Source organism: Micromonospora sp. NPDC049139, assembly GCF_055586845.1.
This window is the reverse complement of sequence record NZ_JBVJHK010000020.1, coordinates 72,442-91,194: the sequence shown is the minus strand read 5'-3', so window position 1 is coordinate 91,194 and position 18,753 is coordinate 72,442. Positions and strand designations below refer to the sequence as shown.

The 18,753-nt window shown below is 75.0% G+C and carries 17 protein-coding genes; 7 read left to right on the top strand and 10 right to left on the bottom strand.

Translation table 11 applies throughout. The annotated features are described in order from the left end of the window. The first annotated feature begins 100 nt into the window (after positions 1-100). The 6 genes from ACZ6Q9_RS27755 to hutH all read left to right on the top strand — a co-directional run bounded on the left by ACZ6Q9_RS27755 (position 101) and on the right by hutH (position 8,046). The gene (locus tag ACZ6Q9_RS27755; RefSeq protein WP_396830163.1) at positions 101-952 is read left to right on the top strand and encodes a MurR/RpiR family transcriptional regulator; all 852 of its coding nucleotides are present in this window, start codon (positions 101-103) and stop codon (positions 950-952) included. A 13-nt stretch (positions 953-965) separates the two neighbouring features. After that, positions 966-2,615 (top strand): urocanate hydratase, encoded by a 1,650-nt coding sequence (gene hutU, locus ACZ6Q9_RS27750; RefSeq protein WP_396830162.1) that lies wholly within the window; start codon positions 966-968, stop codon positions 2,613-2,615. 11 nt (positions 2,616-2,626) lie between these two features. Beyond that, positions 2,627-3,847 (top strand): allantoate amidohydrolase, encoded by a 1,221-nt coding sequence (locus ACZ6Q9_RS27745; RefSeq protein ID WP_396830161.1) that lies wholly within the window; start codon positions 2,627-2,629, stop codon positions 3,845-3,847. Positions 3,848-3,953: 106 nt separating this feature from the next. Beyond that, positions 3,954-5,312 carry a formimidoylglutamate deiminase gene (locus ACZ6Q9_RS27740; protein ID WP_396830160.1) on the top strand — a complete coding sequence of 453 codons (1,359 nt, stop codon included), beginning with the start codon at positions 3,954-3,956 and terminating at the stop codon, positions 5,310-5,312. Beyond that, positions 5,309-6,511 carry an imidazolonepropionase gene (hutI, locus tag ACZ6Q9_RS27735; RefSeq protein WP_393259093.1) on the top strand — a complete coding sequence of 401 codons (1,203 nt, stop codon included), beginning with the start codon at positions 5,309-5,311 and terminating at the stop codon, positions 6,509-6,511. Before ACZ6Q9_RS27740 ends, hutI begins: the two co-directional genes overlap by 4 nt. Continuing rightward, the gene (hutH, locus tag ACZ6Q9_RS27730) at positions 6,508-8,046 is read left to right on the top strand and encodes a histidine ammonia-lyase (RefSeq protein ID WP_393259092.1); all 1,539 of its coding nucleotides are present in this window, start codon (positions 6,508-6,510) and stop codon (positions 8,044-8,046) included. Before hutI ends, hutH begins: the two co-directional genes overlap by 4 nt. A 48-nt stretch (positions 8,047-8,094) precedes the next feature. Here the strand turns inward: hutH and rdgB are convergent, their stop codons facing one another. The 10 genes from rdgB to ACZ6Q9_RS27680 form a co-directional block, all read right to left on the bottom strand. Continuing rightward, positions 8,095-8,715: an RdgB/HAM1 family non-canonical purine NTP pyrophosphatase gene (rdgB, locus tag ACZ6Q9_RS27725; RefSeq protein ID WP_393259091.1), complete on the bottom strand. Its 621-nt coding sequence runs from the start codon at positions 8,713-8,715 to the stop codon at positions 8,095-8,097. A gap of 108 nt (positions 8,716-8,823) precedes the next feature. After that, entirely contained in the window at positions 8,824-9,552 is a 729-nt protein-coding gene (gene rph, locus ACZ6Q9_RS27720) for a ribonuclease PH (protein ID WP_396830159.1), read from the bottom strand. A gap of 72 nt (positions 9,553-9,624) precedes the next feature. Beyond that, on the bottom strand, positions 9,625-10,347 hold the full coding sequence (locus tag ACZ6Q9_RS27715; protein ID WP_396830158.1) for a hypothetical protein: 723 nt from the start codon (positions 10,345-10,347) through the stop codon (positions 9,625-9,627). A 57-nt stretch (positions 10,348-10,404) separates the two neighbouring features. Then, positions 10,405-11,151, bottom strand: a complete 747-nt coding sequence (locus ACZ6Q9_RS27710; protein ID WP_393456074.1) for an MBL fold metallo-hydrolase — start codon at positions 11,149-11,151, stop codon at positions 10,405-10,407. 292 nt (positions 11,152-11,443) lie between these two features. After that, entirely contained in the window at positions 11,444-12,409 is a 966-nt protein-coding gene (locus ACZ6Q9_RS27705; RefSeq protein ID WP_357698468.1) for a PLP-dependent cysteine synthase family protein, read from the bottom strand. A 10-nt stretch (positions 12,410-12,419) separates the two neighbouring features. Next, positions 12,420-12,755 carry a MoaD family protein gene (locus ACZ6Q9_RS27700; protein ID WP_350702868.1) on the bottom strand — a complete coding sequence of 112 codons (336 nt, stop codon included), beginning with the start codon at positions 12,753-12,755 and terminating at the stop codon, positions 12,420-12,422. A gap of 73 nt (positions 12,756-12,828) precedes the next feature. Then, positions 12,829-13,317: a M67 family metallopeptidase gene (locus tag ACZ6Q9_RS27695; RefSeq protein WP_350676806.1), complete on the bottom strand. Its 489-nt coding sequence runs from the start codon at positions 13,315-13,317 to the stop codon at positions 12,829-12,831. 53 nt (positions 13,318-13,370) lie between these two features. After that, entirely contained in the window at positions 13,371-13,865 is a 495-nt protein-coding gene (locus ACZ6Q9_RS27690; RefSeq protein ID WP_393259232.1) for a DUF2017 domain-containing protein, read from the bottom strand. Between the two features lie 2 nt (positions 13,866-13,867). Beyond that, on the bottom strand, positions 13,868-14,158 hold the full coding sequence (clpS, locus tag ACZ6Q9_RS27685) for an ATP-dependent Clp protease adapter ClpS (protein ID WP_350702872.1): 291 nt from the start codon (positions 14,156-14,158) through the stop codon (positions 13,868-13,870). 148 nt (positions 14,159-14,306) lie between these two features. Continuing rightward, positions 14,307-15,866, bottom strand: coding sequence for a hypothetical protein (locus ACZ6Q9_RS27680; protein ID WP_396830157.1), 1,560 nt, complete (start codon positions 15,864-15,866; stop codon positions 14,307-14,309). A gap of 205 nt (positions 15,867-16,071) precedes the next feature. Between ACZ6Q9_RS27680 and ACZ6Q9_RS27675 the strand changes: the two genes are divergently transcribed. Then, positions 16,072-18,747 carry a helix-turn-helix transcriptional regulator gene (locus ACZ6Q9_RS27675; RefSeq protein ID WP_396830156.1) on the top strand — a complete coding sequence of 892 codons (2,676 nt, stop codon included), beginning with the start codon at positions 16,072-16,074 and terminating at the stop codon, positions 18,745-18,747. The last annotated feature ends 6 nt before the right edge of the window (positions 18,748-18,753 follow it).

Here is an 18,753-nt window from a genome sequence, read left to right as displayed (position 1 = left end):
GCCCCGGCTCCGGGTGCCCGGGTCGGCGACCGGTTTGTCCAGGTTGGAGGCGGCGACGTGGGTGTTGCTTTGTGAAAGTTTTCATGCATAGAGTCAGCGTGTGAATGACGGAGCTGTCGCAGAACCCACCGAGCAGGTGCTGGACCTGTTCCAGGGGGTCCGGCTCACACCGACCCAGCGCCGGATCGCGCACTGCCTGGTGCAGCACGCGCCGACGGCGGCGTACCTGTCGGCGGCCGAGGTGGCCGAGCTGGCGGGGGTCAGCCAGCCGTCGGTGACCCGCTTCGCGGTGGCGCTCGGCCACGACGGCTACCCCGCGCTGCGCCGCCGGCTCCGCGAGCTGACCGCCGGCACGCCGGGCGGCCCCGCCAACGCGGGCAACGAACTCCAGCAGGCCGTACGCGCCGAGATCGGCAACCTCGACCGGCTCGCCGGGCAGTTGGCCGACCGGGACCGGCTCGCCGAGACCGGGAGGCTGCTGGCCGCCAGCCGCCCCCTGCCGGTGCTCGGCCTGCGGGCCGCCGCGCCGCTGGCCGCGTACTTCGCCTACTTCGCGGCCAAGGTGCACCCCGACGTGCGGGTGCTCGACGACGGCGGCAGCCTGCTCACCGACCGCCTCGAACAGGCCGCCGCGGCCGGGGCGGGCGCCCTGCTCGCCTTCGTGCTCCCCCGCTACCCCCGGGAGACCATGGACGCGCTGCGCGAGGCGCGCGCCGCCGGCCTGCGTGTGGTGGCCATCACCGACTCGCCGGTCAGCCCAGCCACCGAGCACGCCGACGTGGTGCTGCCCGCCGCGGTCGGCGCGCAGCTCGTCTTCGACCTGCACACCGCCCCGATGACCCTGGCCATGGTGCTGCTCCAGGCCATCTGTGACGCCGACCCCGCCGACACCCAACGCCGGCTGGAGGCCTTCGAGGCGTCCGCCGCCCGCCGCCAGTTGTTCCTCGGCTGAGAGGAGACCCGAGATGTCCCAGCCCGTCCGCGCCGCGCGCGGCACCGAACGCACCGCCCGTGGTTGGCCGCAGGAGGCCGCACTGCGGATGCTGATGAACAACCTCGACCCGGAGGTGGCCGAGCGCCCCGAGGACCTGGTGGTCTACGGCGGCACCGGGAAGGCCGCGCGGGACTGGCCGTCGTACCACGCGCTGGTGCGCACCCTGACCGACCTGCGCGACGACGAGACCATGCTGGTGCAGTCCGGCCGGCCGGTGGGCGTCATGCGCACCCACGAGTGGGCGCCCCGGGTGCTGCTGGCCAACTCCAACCTGGTGGGCGACTGGGCCACCTGGCCGGAGTTCCGCCGCCTGGAGCAGCTCGGCCTGACCATGTACGGGCAGATGACCGCCGGCTCGTGGATCTACATCGGCACCCAGGGCATCCTCCAGGGCACCTACGAGACGTTCGCCGCCGTCGCCGCCAAGAGGTTCGGCGGCACCCTGGCGGGCACGCTGACGCTGACCGCCGGATGCGGCGGGATGGGCGGGGCGCAGCCCCTCGCGGTCACCATGAACGGGGGCGCCTGCCTGATCGTCGACGTGGACCGGAGCCGGCTGGACCGGCGGGTGCACGACCGCTACCTCGACGAGGTCGCCGACTCCCTCGACGACGCCGTCGAGCGGGCGCTCGCCGCGAGGCGGGACCGCCGCGCGCTGAGCGTCGGCGTGGTCGGCAACGCGGCCACGGTCTTCCCGGAGCTGCTGCGCCGGGGCGTCGCCATCGACATCGTCACCGACCAGACCAGCGCGCACGACCCCCTGTCGTACCTGCCCGAGGGGGTGGAGCTGGCCGACGCCCGGGACTACGCGGCGGCGAAGCCGGCCGAGTTCACCGACCGGGCGCGGGCGTCGATGGCGAAGCACGTCGAGGCGATGGTCGGGTTCCTCGACGCCGGGGCGGAGGTCTTCGACTACGGCAACTCGATCCGGGGCGAGGCGAAGCTCGGCGGGTTCGAGCGGGCCTTCGACTTCCCCGGCTTCGTGCCCGCGTACATCCGGCCGCTGTTCTGCGAGGGCAAGGGCCCGTTCCGGTGGGCGGCGCTCTCCGGCGACCCGGCCGACATCGCCGCGACCGACCGGGCCATCCTCGAGCTGTTCCCCGAGAACGAGTCGCTGGCCCGGTGGATCCGGATGGCCGGCGAGCGGGTCGCGTTCCAGGGTCTGCCGGCGCGGATCTGCTGGCTCGGCTACGGCGAGCGCGACAAGGCCGGCGTGCGGTTCAACGAGATGGTCGCCTCCGGTGAGCTGAGCGCGCCCGTGGTGATCGGCCGGGACCACCTGGACTGCGGCAGCGTGGCCAGCCCCTACCGGGAGACCGAGGCGATGGCCGACGGCTCCGACGCGATCGCCGACTGGCCGCTGCTCAACGCGCTGGTCAACACCGCCAGCGGGGCGTCCTGGGTGTCGATCCACCACGGGGGCGGGGTCGGCATCGGGCGGTCGATCCACGCCGGGCAGGTCTGCGTCGCCGACGGCACCGCCCTGGCCGGGCAGAAGATCGAGCGGGTGCTCACCAACGACCCGGCGATGGGCGTGATCCGGCACGTCGACGCCGGCTACGACACCGCCCGCGAGGTCGCCGCGCGCACCGGCGTCCGCACCCCCATGGCCGAGGCGTGAGGCGGGGCACCTTGTTAACGGATTTGGTAGAGGAAGGGTCCCTTCCTTACAGGTTCCGGGCGCTGTGGGACGAGATCGCGCCGATCGGGCGGGACGACCGCAGCGGCGGCTACCTGCGGTACGCGCTGACCGAGCCGGAGCTGCGGCTGCGGGAGTGGTTCCGCGACCAGGCCGGCCAACGCGGCATGCCGGTCACCGAGGATGGCAACGGCAACCTGTTCGCCTGGTGGGGTGAGCCGGCGGCCGGCGGCGCGGTGCTGACCGGCAGCCACTTCGACTCGGTGCCGCACGGCGGGGCGTACGACGGGCCGCTCGGCATCGTCAGCGCGTTCCTCGCCGTGGACGAGCTGCGCGCGGCCGGTGTCGCGCCGGCCCGCCCGCTGGTGGTCGGCGCGTTCGTCGAGGAGGAGGGGGCGCGGTTCGGCGTACCGTGCCTCGGGTCGCGGCTGCTCACCGGGGAGATCGCGGTGGACCGCGCGGCCGGGTTGCGCGACGCCGCCGGGGTGAGCTTCGCCGAGGCGCTGGGCGAGCGGCCGGCGGGCGCCCGGCCGGAGCTGGTCGGCAGCTTCGCCGCCTTCGTGGAGCTGCACGTCGAGCAGGGCCGCGCGCTGGTCGAGGGCGACGCGCCCGTCGCGGTCGCCAGCGCGATCTGGCCGCACGGCCGTTGGCGCTTCGAGTTCAGCGGCGAGGGCAACCACGCGGGTACGACCCGGATGGTCGACCGCCGCGACCCCATGCTGACGTACGCCTTCACGGTGCTGGCGGCGAACAAGGAGGCCCGGCTGCGCGGCGCCCACGCCACCGTCGGCCGGGTGTCGGTGGAGCCGAACGCGACCAACGCGATCCCGTCAAAGGTGACCGGGTGGCTGGACGCCCGCGCCGCCGAGCCGGACACGCTGACCGGGCTGGTCGACGCGGTGCACGCCAAGGCCGCCGAGCGGGCCCGCCGGGACGGTACGGAGGTGGCGCTGACCGAGGAGTCGGCCACCCCGCTGGTCGCCTTCGACGGCGGCCTGGCCGGCCGGCTCGCGGCCCTGCTCGACGCGCCGGTGCTGCCGACCGGGGCGGGCCACGACGCCGGGGTGCTCGCCGCGCACGTGCCCACGGCGATGCTCTTCGTGCGCAACCCGACCGGGGTCTCGCACTCCCCGGCGGAGTCGGCCACCGACGCCGACTGCGCCGCCGGGGTGACCGCCCTGGCCCGGGTCCTGGAGGAGCTGACATGCCGCTGAACATCCTGCCGGCGGCGGTGCGGCCCCGCCGGGACGCGCGATGGACGGCCGGGACGCCGGGGCTGGTGGTCTCATGGACGGGGCAGCTCGACAGGGGGCGAACGAGATGACCGCGACCCGCTGGCTGGCCGAGTACGCCTGGCTGCCCGACCACGCCGAACCGACCGCCGACGTGCTGATCGAGACGGCCGACGGGCGGATCACGGGCGTCACGCCGTTGACTGCCGGGAGCGACCCACCCGCCGGCGTGGAGGTGCTCGGCGACGCCGAGCGGCTGCCCGGGCTGACCCTGCCCGGGCTCGCGAACGCGCACTCGCACGCCTTCCACCGGGCGCTGCGCGGGCGTACCCACGGCGGGCGCGGCGACTTCTGGACCTGGCGCGACCGGATGTACGCGGTCGCCGCCCGCCTGGACCCGGACTCGTACCTGGCCCTGGCCCGGGCGGTCTACGCCGAGATGGCGCTGGCCGGCATCACCTGCGTGGGCGAGTTCCACTACCTGCACCACAACCCGGACGGCACCCCGTACGCCGACCCGAACGCGATGGGCGGGGCGCTGGTCGAGGCCGCCGCGCACGCCGGGATCCGGATCACCCTGCTGGACACCTGCTACCTCACCGCCACCGTCGACGGGCAGCCGCTCACCGGGCCGCAGCGGAGGTTCGGCGACGGCGACGCGCTGCGCTGGGCGGAGCGGGTCGCCGCGTTCACGCCCACCGGCGACCACGCCCGGGTGGGCGCCGCGATCCACTCGGTGCGCGCCGTGCCGGCCGGGCAGCTCGCCACCGTGGCCGGGTGGGCGGACCGGCGGGGCGCGCCCCTGCACGTGCACCTGTCCGAGCAGCCCGCCGAGAACGACGCCTGCCGGGCCGTGCACGGCCACACCCCGACCCGGCTGCTCGCCGACCACGGGGCGCTCGGCCCGCACACCACGGCCGTGCACGCCACCCACCTGACCAGCGGCGACCTCACGCTGCTCGGCGACGCCGGCACCGGCGTCTGCCTCTGCCCGACCACGGAGCGGGACCTGGCCGACGGGATCGGCCCGGCCCGGCGGATGGCCGACGTCGGGCTGCCGCTCAGCCTGGGCAGCGACAGCCACGCCGTGGTCGACCTCTTCGAGGAGGCCCGCGCGGTCGAACTGGACGAGCGGCTGCGTACCCGCCAGCGTGGCCACTTCAGCCCCGCCGAGCTGCGCGACGCGGCCACCGTGGGCGGTCATGCCGCGCTGGGCTGGCGCGACGCCGGGCGGATCGCCGTGGGAGCCCGCGCCGACCTGGTGACGGTACGGCTGGACAGCCCGCGCACGGCCGGCGTACCGCCGGTGGGGGCCTGGTTCGCGGCGGGCGCCGCGGACGTCGCGCAGGTCGTGGTGGACGGCCGGGTGGTGGTACGCGACGGCCGCCACCTGACGGTCGACGTGCCGGCCGAGCTGGCCGCGGCCATCGAGGAGGTGACGTCTTGAGCAGTCTGCTGGTCGACGACATCGGCGAGCTGGTGACCAACGACGGCGGCGGCGAGGGCGGCCCGCTGGGCATCCGCCGCGACGTCGCCCTCCTGGTCGAGGAGGGGCGGGTGGCCTGGATCGGGCCGGCCCGCGACGCGCCGGCCGCCGACCGGCGCGTCGACGCCGGGGGCGCCGCGGTGCTCCCCGGCTTCGTGGACAGCCACGCCCACCTGGTCTTCGCCGGTGACCGGGCCGCCGAGTTCGCGGCCCGGATGGCCGGGCAGCCGTACACCGGCGGCGGCATCCGGACCACGGTCGGCGCCACCCGGGCCGCCTCCGACGACGAACTGCGGGCCACCGTGCGCCGGCTGCGCGACGAGGCGATGCGGCAGGGCACCACCACCATCGAGATCAAGAGCGGGTACGGGCTCACCGTCGCCGACGAGGCCCGCTCCCTGGCGATCGCCGCCGAGGTCAGCGAGGAGACCACCTTCCTCGGCGCCCACGTGGTCCCCGCCGAGTACGCCGACCGTCCCGACGACTACGTGGGCCTGGTCTGCGGGCCGATGCTGGCCGCCGCCGCCCCGCACGCGCGCTGGATCGACGTGTTCTGCGAGCGGGGCGCCTTCGACGCCGACCACACCCGGGCGATCCTGACCTGCGGCCAGGCCGTCGGGCTGGGCGTACGGGTGCACGCCAACCAGCTCGGCCCGGGGCCGGGCGTCCAGCTCGGCGTCGAGCTGGGCGCGGCGAGCGTCGACCACTGCACCCACCTGACCGACGCCGACGTCGACGCGCTGGCCTCCAGCCGGGTCGACTGCATGTGCGCCGAGGGCGGGCACACCGCCACCGTGGCGACCCTGCTGCCGGGCGCCGAGTTCTCCACCCGCTCGCCGTACCCGGACGCCCGCCGGTTGCTCGACGCCGGCGTCACCGTGGCGCTGGCGACCGACTGCAACCCCGGCTCGTCGTACACCTCGTCGATGCCGTTCTGCGTGGCGCTCGCCGTACGCGAGATGCGGATGACCCCGGCGGAGGCCGTCTGGGCCGCGACCGCCGGCGGCGCGCGGGCGCTGCGCCGCGACGACGTCGGGGTGCTCAGGCCCGGGGCCCGGGCCGACCTGATGATCCTCGACGCCCCGTCCCACCTGCACCTGGCCTACCGGCCCGGTGTGCCACTGATCCGCCAGGTCCTGCACAACGGAGTGCCGCAATGACGTCTGTTTCCATTCTGCCCACCGGGATCTCCCCCGCCGACGTGCTCGCCGTGGCGCGCGGCACCGCCAAGGTCGTGCTCGACCCGGCCGCCGTGGACGCGATGACCGCCAGCCGGTCCATCGTGGACGGCATCGAGGCCGCCGGCCGGCCGGTCTACGGCGTCTCCACCGGCTTCGGGGCCCTCGCCAACACGTTCGTCGCGCCGGAACGGCGGGCCGAGCTCCAGCACGCGCTGATCCGCTCGCACGCCGCCGGGGTGGGCGCGCCGATGCCGCGCGAGGTGGTGCGGGCGATGATGCTGCTGCGGGTCCGCTCGCTGGCGCTCGGCCGCTCCGGGGTCCGGCCGCTGGTCGCCGAGGCGCTGGTCGACCTGCTCAACCACGACGTGACGCCGTGGGTGCCGGAGCACGGCTCGCTGGGCGCCTCCGGCGACCTGGCGCCGCTGGCGCACTGCGCGCTGGTGCTGCTCGGCGAGGGCTGGGTGCTGGGCCCCGCCGGCGAGCGGATCCCCGCCGCCGACGCGCTGCGCCGGGCCGGTCTGCAGCCGGTCGAGCTGGCCGCCAAGGAGGGGCTGGCGCTGATCAACGGCACCGACGGCATGCTCGGCATGCTGCTGCTGGCGATCCACGACGCCGCGCACCTGTTCACCATGGCCGACGTCACCGCCGCCCTCGCGATCGAGGCGATGCTCGGCTCGGAGCGGCCGTTCCTGCCGGAGTTGCACGCCATCCGGCCGCACCCCGGGCAGTCGGCCTCGGCGGCGAACATCCACCGGCTGCTCCAGGACTCCCGGGTGATGGACTCGCACCGCGACGACCTGGCCCACGCCGTGCAGGACGCGTACTCGATGCGCTGCGCCCCCCAGGTGGCCGGGGCGGCCCGGGACACGCTGGACTTCGTCCGCACGGTGGCCGACCGGGAACTGGTCTCGGTGGTCGACAACCCGGTGGTGCTGCCGGACGGCCGCGTCGAGTCGACCGGCAACTTCCACGGCGCGCCCCTCGGCTTCGGCGCGGACTTCCTGGCCATCGCCGCCGCCGAGGTCGGCGCGATCGCCGAGCGTCGGGTCGACCGGCTGCTCGACGTCACCCGGTCCCGGGAGCTGCCGGCGTTCCTCTCCCCCGACGCCGGGGTCAACTCCGGGCTGATGATCGCCCAGTACACGGCGGCCGGGATCGTCGCGGAGAACCGTCGGCTCGCCGCGCCCGCCTCGGTGGACTCGCTGCCCACCAGCGGCATGCAGGAGGACCACGTCTCGATGGGCTGGGCGGCGGCCAAGAAGCTGCGCACCGTGCTGGACAACCTGACCAGCCTGCTCGCGGTCGAGCTGCTCGCCGCCGTACGCGGTCTCCAGCTGCGCGCCCCGCTCGACCCGTCGCCGGCCGGTCGGGCGGCCGTCGCGGCCCTCGGCGGGATCGCCGGGGAGCCGGGGCCGGACGTGTTCCTCGCCCCGCTGATGGAGGCCGCCCGGGCCGTGGTGGCCGGGCCCGAGCTGCGCGCCGCCATCGAGCGCGAGACCGGCCCCCTCGCCTGAACCCGGGGAACGGACGGACGGGCGGGCCGGCGGCCCGCCCGTCGGCGTTCAGGCGGTGGCCGGGGGCAGCACCTTCGCCACCAGCTTGGCCAGCTCGCGCAGCGCCTTGCCGCGGTGGCTGACCGCGTCCTTCTCCTGCGGCGTCAGCTCGGCGTTGGTCCGCTCCTGCCCGTCGCCGAGGAAGATCGGGTCGTAGCCGAAGCCGCCGTCGCCCCGCGGCGAGCGCAGCAGCCGACCGGTCTGCCGGCCGTCGACCAGGTGCTCCTTGCCGCCGGGCAGCACCAGCGCCACCGTGCAGACGAAGGAGGCCCCCCGGTGCTCGTCGCCGAGGTCCGCGATCTGGTCCAGCACCAGCTGGAGGTTGGCCTGGTCGTCGCCGTGCCGGCCGGCCCAGCGGGCGCTGAACACCCCCGGCATGCCGTTCAACGCGTCGACGGCGAGGCCGGAGTCGTCGGCGATCGTCGGCATGCCGGTGCGCCGGCAGCCCTCCCGCGCCTTGATCAGGGCGTTCTCGCCGAAGGTGAGGCCGGTCTCCGGCAGCTCCGGATATGCCTCGACGTCGTCCAGGCCGACCAGGGCGACGCGGTGCGCGCCGAGCGCGCCGTCGAGGATGCGCTGCAGCTCGATGAGCTTCTTGCGGTTACGGGTGGCGAGCAGCACCTTGTTCATCAGACCTCACCTTTGTTCGCGACTGCGGGGCTCGCAAGCTCACTCCTCGCGCTCACCGGACCTCACCTTTGTTCGCGGCTGCGGGGCTCGCAAGCTCACTCCTCGCGCTCACGGCTCGAGAGCCTTCCGCTGGGCTTCGGCCAGTTCCACGCAGCCGGCGACGGCCAGGTCGAGCAGGGCGTCGAGCTGCTCGCGGGCGAACACGCCCGCCTCCCCGGTGCCCTGCACCTCGACGAACTCCCCGGCACCGGTGCAGACCACGTTCATGTCGACCTCGGCGGTCACGTCCTCGGCGTAGTTGAGGTCCAGCCGAGGCTCGCCGGCGATGACCCCGACGCTGACGGCCGCCACCGAGCGGTGCATCACCTTCTCCGGCTTGCCGGCCAGCGCCTTGCGCCCCGCCAGCCAGGTCACCGCGTCGTGCAGCGCCACGTACGCGCCGGTGATCGCCGCGGTCCGGGTGCCGCCGTCGGCCTGGAGCACGTCGCAGTCGAGCACGATGGAGTTCTCGCCGAGCGCCTTCAGGTCGATCGACGCCCGCAGGCTCCGGCCGATCAGCCGGGAGATCTCGTGCGTACGCCCGCCGACGCGCCCCTTCACGCTCTCCCGGTCGGAGCGGGTGTTGGTGGCGCGGGGCAGCATCGCGTACTCGGCGGTGACCCAGCCGAGCCCGGAGCCCTTGCGCCAGCGGGGCACCCCCTCGGTCACGCTGGCGGTGCAGAGCACCCGGGTGTCGCCGAACTCCACGAGCACCGAGCCCTCCGGATGGGTGCTCCAGCCCCGGGTCAGCGTCACAGGTCGGAGTTCGTCGGGTCGCCGCCCGTCAGGTCGTGCCATGCCTGCACCCTATGCGGTGCGATGGCCGGCCCGTTGCGGGGTGCCCGGTGCCCGCCGTGAGCGCGTCCCTCCTCAGTCGCACTCACGGATGCGGACGTTGAGCACGAGCGGCCGGTCCCAGCCGACCGGCACCTTGTCCAGCCCGGTCGTCGTCGCCGTCGCCCGGCACGCCTTCACCCGCCACGTCCACGTGCAGGTGGGGCCGCCGTACTGGAAGCCGTTCGCCACGCAGCGCGTCACGTCCTCGATCTTCGCGTCCTGCGCGCCGGCCGCGACGAGCCACTCGTGCACCCGTTCGCCGAGGTCCACCGGGCACCGCCCCTGCGGGCAGGTGAACCGGTACACCTGCAGCGTCGCGTCGTCGCCCTCGACGAGCCCGTCCGAGGTGAAGCTGTGCGGCCGCCCCCAGTCCGCGAAGATCGCCCGCCGCTCCGCCATGTCCTGCCGGGGCGCCCACCAGCCCACGTACCCCGCGATGCCGCCGCCGGCGCAGAGGCCCATCGCGAGCAGCCCGGCGAGCACCACGAAGAACACCCGCAGCCCGGTGGAGCGGCGCGGCGGCGCCGGGGCGGGCGCGGCCGGCGGGAAGGTGGTCGCCGCCGGGTATGCGACGGGCTGACCGGCCGGCGGGTACGGTCCGGCGGCGAACGGCGCGGGCCCGGGAACCGGACCGGCGGCGGGCGACGGCGCGCCTTGCGGGAACGGGCCGGGCGGGTACGGCGCGCCGGGCGGACCCGTCGGAGGGGTCGGCGGGTGGGGCTGCCAGCCGGCCGGCTGGACGGGGGAGTTGCTCACCGGCGAGATCCTAGGCGGACGGTCCCGTTTCCGAGGCCCCCGGTACGCCGGCGCGGCTCAGACGTCGTACGTCGCGCCGGCGCGGACCACCTCGAGCGGCCCTGCGTACGCCGCCCCGGCCGCCTCCACGGTCATCGCCTCGCTGCCCCAGGCGGCCACGAGGTGGGTCAGCAGCAGCCGGCCGACGCCCGCCTTGGTCGCCGCCTCGCCGGCCTCCCGGCCGGTCAGGTGCAGGTCCGGCGGGTTGTCCACGCCGTCGAGGTAGCTCGCCTCGCAGAGGAAGACGTCGGCGTCCTGGGCGAGCCGGAGCAGCGCGTCGCAGGGCGCGGTGTCCGAGGAGTAGCAGAGCACCCGGCCGCCGTGCTCCAGCCGGACGCCGTACGTCTCGACGGGGTGGTTGACCCGGTCGACGGTGACGCTGAACGGGCCGATGGGGAAGGTGCCGGGCTGGAGGGCGTAGAACTGGTAGACGTCCTCGACCGTGCTGTCCTCCTGCCCGTACGCGGCCGCCAGCCGGTCGGGCGCGCCGGACGGCGCGTAGACCGGCAGCGGCGGGTAGGGGCCGTCCGGGGCGTAGCGGCGGACCACCACGTAGGACGCGGCGTCGAGGATGTGGTCGCAGTGCAGGTGGGTCAGCAGGATGGCGTCGGGGGCGTGCAGCCCGGCGTAGCGCTGAAGGTTGGACAGCGACCCGGAGCCGAAGTCGACCAGGAGTCGGAAGCCGTCCGCCTCGACCAGGTAGGCAGAGCAGGGGGACTCGGGGCCGGGAAAACTGCCGGCACAGCCCAGCACAGTCAGGCGCATCGAGCGATCTCGCTGTCACGCTGCGTAGCGATCGCGCCGACGGTCGCTCTCTCGATGATCTTTACCGACGCGTGCGCCACGCTGCGCAGCCTACGCCGGCACGCGGGGCGGCAAGAATCATCCACAGGAAGTTGTCACCAACGTGACACCCGCCCCGGGCCCGCCGCGCCACCCGCGACCGATGCGTGACGAGCCGAGATCCGACGGTAGCGCTGAGTGAGCAGGGCGCCCACCGCGGCCGGCAGCCGCCCGCAGGGCCACCGCGCCTGACGGTGACCCTGCGGCGACGTCCTCAGGCCCAGAGCTGACCCTCCAGCGCCGCCTCGGCGTCGGCGAGGGTGCCGCCGTACGCGCCGGTGGAGAGGTATTTCCAGCCGCCGTCGGCGACCACGAACGCCACGTCGGCGCGGCGGCCGTCGCGGACCGCCTCGTGCGCCACCGCCAGGGCGGCGTGCAGGATCGCGCCGGTGGAGAAGCCCGCGAAGACACCCTCGACCTCCACCAGCTGCCGGGTCCGCAGCACGGCGTCCCGCGTGCCGACGGAGAAGCGCCGGGACAGCACGGTGGCGTCGTAGAGCTCCGGGACGTACCCCTCGTCGATGTTGCGCAGCCCGTAGACCAGCTCGCCGTACCGTGGCTCGGCCGCGACGACCTGGATCCCGTCGACCTTCTCGCGCAGGTAGCGCCCGGTGCCCATGAGCGTCCCGGTGGTGCCGAGGCCGGCCACGAAGTGCGTGATGGTGGGCAGGTCGTGCAGCAGCTCGGGGCCGGTGGTCTCGTAGTGCGCCCGGGCGTTGGCCTCGTTGCCGTACTGGAAGAGCATCACCCAGTCGGGGTGCTCGGCCGCGATCTGCTTCGCCGTGGCCACCGCCTGGTTCGAGCCGCCCGCGGCCGGCGAGAAGATGATCTCCGCGCCGTACATCCGGAGCAGCTGCACCCGCTCGGTCGAGACGTTCTCCGGCATCACGCAGACCAGCCGGTAGCCGCGCAGCTTCGCCACCATGGCCAGCGAGATGCCGGTGTTGCCGCTGGTCGGTTCGAGGATGGTGTCGCCCGGGCGGAGCCGGCCGGCCTCCTCGGCCGCACGGACCATGAACAGGGCCGCCCGGTCCTTGATGCTGCCGGTCGGGTTGCGGTCCTCGAGCTTGGCCCAGAGCCGCACCGGCGGCGCCCCCGCGGGCACCGTCGGAGAGAGCCGGGGCAGGCCCACCAGGGGCGTGCCCCCACAGGCGTCGAGGAGGCTGTCGTACCGCGTCATCGCGGCCGCCTCAGCCGGCGGCGACGGACGCGCGGTGGCCGGCGATCGCCGCGGCGGCGGCGAAGCCGAACGCGCCGCCGGCGACGGCCGGCAGGATGGTCACGCTGTCGCCGTCGTTGAGCTTGGCGTCGAGCGCGCCGAGGAAGCGGACGTCCTCGTCGTTGACGTAGACGTTGACGAAGCGGTGCAGCGCCCCGGTGTCGGTGACCAGCCGGGCCCGGAGGCCGGCGTGCCGGGAGTCCAGGTCGGCGAGCAGGTCGCCGAGCGTGTCGCCGGCGCCCTCGACGACCTTCGCGCCGCCGGTGTAGCTGCGCAGGATGGTGGGGATGCGAACCTCGATGGCCATGATGTCGTGCTCCTCGGTGATGATCGGGTGTGCCGGAAGGTGACGGGACGTGGACGGGTGGTGCGGCGCTGGGTCAGCGGCCGGAACACTCGTAGTCGACCGTCGCCGGGCTCTGCCCGAACATGTAGGACTGCACGGCGTGCGGGTCCACCCCCGCGTCGAGGATGCGCACCGGCTCCTCGGTCACCACGCCGTCGACGATCCGGAACGAGCGGATCTCCTCCGTGTCGGGCTCCCGGGTGGAGACCAGCAGGTAGTGCGCGCCCGGCTCGCCGGCGAAGGAGATGTCCGTCCGGGACGGATAGGCCTCCGTGGCGGTGTGCGAGTGGTAGATGACGACGGGCTCCTCGTCCCGGTCGTCCATCTCGCGCCACACCCGCAACTGCTCCATCGAGTCGAACTCGTAGAACGTCATGGAGCGGGCGGCGTTGTCCATCGGGATGTGCCGGGTGGGGGTGTCGCTGCCGGCGGGACCGGCGACCACGCCGCACGCCTCGTCGGGGTGGTCCCGACGCGCGTGGGCGACGATCGCGTCGACGATCGACCGGTCGATGCTCAGCACGTGCTCCAGCCTAACGCGTACGGGGCACCAGCTTAAGGTGGTGCCGGTCACCCCTAGTCGATCAAGGCGTTGAGCAGGGACTCCTGGAGATACCCGAGGTATGCGTAGACCGACAGTTGGAACACCCGGCTGGAGGTCGGATCCTCGGCGACGGCGTCGTCGAGCTCCTCGCCGAGATCCGTGCCGTCCTTGATCTCCAGCCGCACGCCCATCGCCAACCGGGCGTCGTTGAGCGCCCGCAGCCACGCCTCGGCCGCCTCCGCGTCGAGGCGCACCTCGCCGCCGGCGGAGTCGGGCAGCGCGGCGAGGATCGCGCCGGCCTGGTCGATCTTGCCGGTCTTGAGGTCGCCCTCGGTGTAGCGGCGGAACTCGGCGGTGCCGGACGGGTCCTCCGGGTAGACGTCGGGGAAGAGCCGGCCGACCACCGGGTCGGAGTGGTCGAAGCCGTCGGTGAGCAGGCCGACCACCTCGGAGGCGACCTTGCGCAGCACCCGGACCTCGTCGACGGCGAAGGTGGCGACGTAGCAGTCGCCCTGGCGACGGAACATGCTCACGACCGGTCCACCGTCGCCCACAGCCCGTACGCGTGCAGCTGCGACGCGTCGTGCTCCATCCGCTCCCGGGCACCGCTGGAGACGACGGCGCGCCCCTTGTGGTGCACGTCGAGCATGAGCTGCTCGGCCCTCTCCCGGCTGTAGCCGAAGAGCTTCTGGAACACCCAGGTCACGTAGGTCATGAGGTTGACCGGGTCGTCCCACACGATCGTCACCCACGGCCGGTCGGACGCCGGCACCTCATCGGTGTCCGGCGTCTCGACCGGTGCAACCTGCGGAGCCGCCATGCCCCCCATCGTGCCACCGGATCCGGCGAACCGAGGAACCGGAACGCCGGCCCGTCGTGGAACACCGCGTCCGGCCTGGCCGGGCGCGTCGGAGGCAGCCCGCGGCGGCCCCGGCGCGGGGCCGGCGGCGCGGACGACGCGGTCGCCGTCAGGCGAGCAGGATGCCGTGGTCGACAGCATCGGAGAGCACCCCGTCCAGCGAGAGGCGGACCACCTCGATCCGCCGGGACACCTCCCGGGACAGCTCCAGCTCGATCTCGCGCAGTGCGCGCTGTGCCCAGGCGCGGGCGGCGTTGGGATCGTGGTTGCCGGGGCTGCGCCAGTGCTGCCAGCAGGCGCCCGAGAGGGCCACCGCGACGGGCGGGAGCACCTCCTCGCGCTCGGCGCCCGGGCAGCTCGCCAGCGCGTCGGTGGCGCCGGCACCGGTCAGCCCGGCCACGCCGCCGGTGCTGGTCACCAGCAGCACGCGGTCCAGCTCGTGGCCGGCCCGGTGGTCGGCCAGCCCCCAGCGCACCGCGAAGAAGAGGCGCCGGCGCACGCCCGCGGACAGCGGCGCGCCGAGGACGCGGCCGGCGGCCTCCTCGACGAGCCGGCGGACCGCGTGGTCGCACTGGGCGGTGGCCAGCAGTGACAGCGCCTCCATCTCCCGGTCGAGCAGCTGCGGCAGGCCGGCGCAGCCGACGCCGAAGACGATCTCCTGCACCACGCGCAGGTGGGTGTTGGCCAACTCCAGGGCGAGGTGCTGGCGGATGCGCTGGGCCCAGGAGCGGGCCTGGCCGTCGAGCCGCTCGGACCAGTCGCCCGGGTCGGCGGCCACCGGCACCCGGCCCTGTGCCCCGGGCAGCACCGGCGGGTCGGCGCTGGCCCGCCGCAGCCCCTCGTCGGCGGCCCAGCCCACCAGGGCCCGGCGCAGGTCCGCCCCGTCGCCGTCGCCGTCGGCGACCGCGAACCAGCGGGCGCGGGCGAGCCCCGGAACGGCGGCGAGCAGGGCTGCCCGGTGCGCCTCGACGGTGACCGCGACCGGGTCCACCGGGGCCGGCGCGGGAGCCGACCCGACCGGCGCGACGGACGCCCCCGTGCCCTCCGTCGCCGCCGGGACCTCGGGCACCGGCGCCCAGCCGGCCGCGCCCGGGGTGACCGCGAAGAAGACCTCCACGCGGGCACGGGCCACCTCGGCGAGCAGGTTCAGCTCGACGGCGGTGAAGGCCTGGTCGGCGGCGGTGACGAAGAGCACCGCCCCGGCCCGGCCCGCGGCGTCGAACAGCAGCCGGGTGCCGGCCGCCCCGAGGGCGCCCGTGTCCGGCGTGTCGACGAGGCTGAAGTGCCGCAGCAGCGGCTCGGGCACGCTCAGCTCGACGCGGCGCGGCGGACGGGCCAGCGCCGGGCCGGCGGCCAGCAGGTCGGCGCCGTACGCGTGCGGCTGGCGGTAGCCGGGCACGTAGGCGGCCCGGGTCGGCACCCGGGAGTGCCGGACCACCAGCCAGCTCCCGGCCGGCACGGCCAGCATGCCGGGATCCAGCCGGAGCACGCCGGCGAGCACCTCGGGCCGACCCGCGCCGGCCGGGCCGACGGCGACGACGGCCAGCGTTTCCTCCGGCCCCGGCTCGGTCACCCCGAGCCTGGTGGGCAGGGGACCACGGTAGGGCAGCTTCGCGGCGCCGGCCGTGTCGTCGGGCACGTCGACCGCGGGGAGAGGACCGGGCTTCATTCGAGGGCGGCCTCCCGTGGCAGGCGACCGGCGGTGGCAGGCCGCGTGGAATCGTCCGGGTCACACCCCCCGGATGGCGAAAAGACTACGGGCGACCAGGGCCCCTGCCCGAACACCTCGGATACTTAGGAGTAATCACGAGATTACTCAACTTCGCTGCGTGACGATGCGAGCGCGGACGGATTTCGATGGATATGCTGCCTCGATGAGTCGGTGGAGTTTCGTCGGCAGGAGGGATGAGCTCAGCCGCCTGCTGTCGGCGGTGACCGGCGCGGAGGGGCGGGGCCTCTTCTTCAGCGGGAGCGCCGGCATCGGCAAGAGCCGCCTGCTGCGCGAGGGGGTGGCGGCGCTGCCCCGCGACGGGTACGCGGTGTGGTGGATCGCGGCCAGCGCCACCACCGCCGCGCTGCCGTTCGGCGGGCTGGTCCAGGTGCTCCCCGCCGAGCAGCCGCAGGGCCTGTCCCCCGCCGGCATCCTGCGCTGGGCGGTGGACGTGCTGCAACAGCAGGCGGCCGGCCGCCGGATCGTCCTCGCGATCGACGACGCGCACCTGCTCGACCCGCCCTCGGCCGCGCTGGTGCACCTGGTCGCCCGCGCGGAGAACGCCACGGTCATCGGCACGCTGCGCGACAGCGAGCAGCTCCCGCTGCCCATCCGTGCGCTGTGGACCGACGACCTCGTCGACCACGTCGAGCTGAACCCGCTGGCACCGGCCGAGACCACCCGGCTGCTCTCCGAGATCCTCGACGGCCCGGTCGACGCCACCTCCGCCGACCGGCTGGGCCGGCTCTCGGCGGGCAACCCGCTGCTGCTGCGCGAGCTGGTGTTCGCCGCCGACCGCGGGGAGCTGACCCGCACGTACGGGATCTGGAAGTGGACCGGCCGGCTGGAGCTGGCGCCCAACCTGACCGACCTGATCGACACCCGGATCGGGCAGCTCACCCCGGGCGTACGCGCGGTGGTCGAGCTGGTCGCCTTCGGCGAGCCGCTCGGCCTGCACCTGCTCAACCAGGCCGTGGACCCGGCAGACGTGGAGTACGCCGAGGAGCGCGGGCTGATCGTCGTGGTGCGCGACGACCGGCGCGCCAACGTGCGGCTGGCGCACCCGCTCTACGGCGAGGTGATGCGCCGCCGCTGCCCGGTCAGCCGGACCCGCCGCCTGGAGGCCCGCCTCGCCGAGCTGCTGGAGCAGATCGGCAAGCGGCGCCGTGACGACCTGCTCCGGGTGGCGGTCTGGCGGCTCGACTCCGGTACCGCCCAGGACCCGACCCTGCTGCTCGACGCGGCCGGGCAGGCGTTCGCCCGCTACGACGTACCGCTGGCGACCCGGCTGGCCCGCGCGGCGCTCGACGCCGGCGGCGGGTTCGACGCCGCGGAGCTGCTGGCCACCATCCTGATGTTCGCCGACCGGCCGGAGGAGGCGATCGCGGTCCTCGACGCGGTCTCCGCCGAGATCCGCGGCGACCGGCGGCTCAGCCGCTGGCTGACCGTGCGGGGCATGGTCGGCTACTGGGGCCTGAGCCGGGAGTCCACGGTGGAGGAGATCGCGGCCCGCGGCTCGACGCTGGAGGACTCCGCCGACCAGGCCCGGGTGCTGGCCTTCGAGGGCATCATGCGGCTGCACCGGCTGGACACCGGCCTCGCGCTGCGGCTCGGGCAGACGGTGCTGGACCGGCCGGCCGCCAGCGTCTCCGCCCGGGAGCTGGCCCGCAGCACCATCGCGTACCTCCAGGCGGCGCAGGGGCAGCTGCACCGCAGCGCCGCCGCGATCGACCAGGTGCAGGCCGAGGCGGGCCGCTGGCGGGCCGACATGCCGTACCTGCAACTGGCCCTGGAGCTGGCCCGCGGCACCCGGCTGGCGCTCGCCGGCGACCTGCCCGGCATCGACGCGATCGTGGCCGACGAGTTCGCCGACCTGGCCGGCGCCGGGGACTTCCGGCTCGGCACCGGCTACCTGGCCATCCTCCAGGCGTACGCGGCCCGGCTTCGCGGCCAGAGCGACGCGGCGCTGCGGACCAGCCTCGAGGCGTGCGCGGTGCTCGCGACCAGCCGGGTCTACGCCGGGCTGGCCCAGGCCGAACGGGCCCAGGCGGCGGCCCTGCGCGGCGACGCCGCGCAGGCGGCCGAGGCGATGGCGGAGGCCGACCGCACCCACGCCCCGGGCATGGTCGTGCTGTATCCGTGGCTGGAGCAGGCGCGCGGCGCGGTGCTCGCCGCCGGCGGCGACGTGCCCGGCGCCGCCAAGCACCTCGTCCAGCTTGCCGACCGGCTCCGGGCGGACGGCTTCGCCGGCCACGAGGTGCACGTGCTGCACGATCTGGTCCGGCTGGACCGGGCGACCGCCCCGATCGGCCCGACCTGTTCCGACGGCAGCCGGCGCACGGTCGCACAGCGGCTGGCGGAGCTCTCCGAACGGGTCGACGGGCTGCTGCCGCCGCTCCTGGCCCGGCACGCCCGGGCCGCCGCGGCGGGCTCCGCCGACGACCTGCTGGCGGTGGCCGACGGCTTCGAGGCGCTGGACCTGGCCGTCTACGCGGCGGAGGCGGCCGCCGCCGCCCTGGACCGGCTGCGCCGGCAGCGGTCCCCGGCGGCGGGCGCGGCCCGGGAGCGCCTGGCCGCGCTGCTCGGCCGCTGCGACCTGATCCGCACGCCGGCGTTGCAGGCCGGGGCGCCCGCGCTGAGCGAGCGCGAGTGGCAGGTGGCCCGGCTCGCGGCGGACGGGGTGACCAGCCGGGTCATCGCGGAGCGGCTCTATCTCTCCGCCCGCACCGTGGAGAACCACCTGCAACGGATCTACAGCAAGCTCGGCGTGACCGGCCGGGCCGAGCTGCGGGCCGCGCTGCGGGCGATCCCGGGCCACGAGGGCGGCCTGCCGGAGTGAACTCTA

What these genes read in the sequence shown, in the direction of transcription:
- hutU (WP_396830162.1), top strand. Translation starts at nt 966, where the DNA reads ATGTCCCAGCCCGTCCGCGCCGCGCGCGGCACCGAACGCACCGCCCGT.
- ACZ6Q9_RS27700 (WP_350702868.1), bottom strand. Translation starts at nt 12,755, where the DNA reads ATGGCCATCGAGGTTCGCATCCCCACCATCCTGCGCAGCTACACCGGC.
- ACZ6Q9_RS27705 (WP_357698468.1), bottom strand. Translation starts at nt 12,409, where the DNA reads ATGACGCGGTACGACAGCCTCCTCGACGCCTGTGGGGGCACGCCCCTG.
- ACZ6Q9_RS27740 (WP_396830160.1), top strand. Translation starts at nt 3,954, where the DNA reads ATGACCGCGACCCGCTGGCTGGCCGAGTACGCCTGGCTGCCCGACCAC.
- ACZ6Q9_RS27710 (WP_393456074.1), bottom strand. Translation starts at nt 11,151, where the DNA reads ATGCGCCTGACTGTGCTGGGCTGTGCCGGCAGTTTTCCCGGCCCCGAG.
- ACZ6Q9_RS27675 (WP_396830156.1), top strand. Translation starts at nt 16,072, where the DNA reads ATGAGTCGGTGGAGTTTCGTCGGCAGGAGGGATGAGCTCAGCCGCCTG.
- ACZ6Q9_RS27690 (WP_393259232.1), bottom strand. Translation starts at nt 13,865, where the DNA reads ATGTTCCGTCGCCAGGGCGACTGCTACGTCGCCACCTTCGCCGTCGAC.
- clpS (WP_350702872.1), bottom strand. Translation starts at nt 14,158, where the DNA reads ATGGCGGCTCCGCAGGTTGCACCGGTCGAGACGCCGGACACCGATGAG.
- rph (WP_396830159.1), bottom strand. Translation starts at nt 9,552, where the DNA reads ATGGCACGACCTGACGGGCGGCGACCCGACGAACTCCGACCTGTGACG.
- ACZ6Q9_RS27680 (WP_396830157.1), bottom strand. Translation starts at nt 15,866, where the DNA reads ATGAAGCCCGGTCCTCTCCCCGCGGTCGACGTGCCCGACGACACGGCC.
- hutH (WP_393259092.1), top strand. Translation starts at nt 6,508, where the DNA reads ATGACGTCTGTTTCCATTCTGCCCACCGGGATCTCCCCCGCCGACGTG.
- rdgB (WP_393259091.1), bottom strand. Translation starts at nt 8,715, where the DNA reads ATGAACAAGGTGCTGCTCGCCACCCGTAACCGCAAGAAGCTCATCGAG.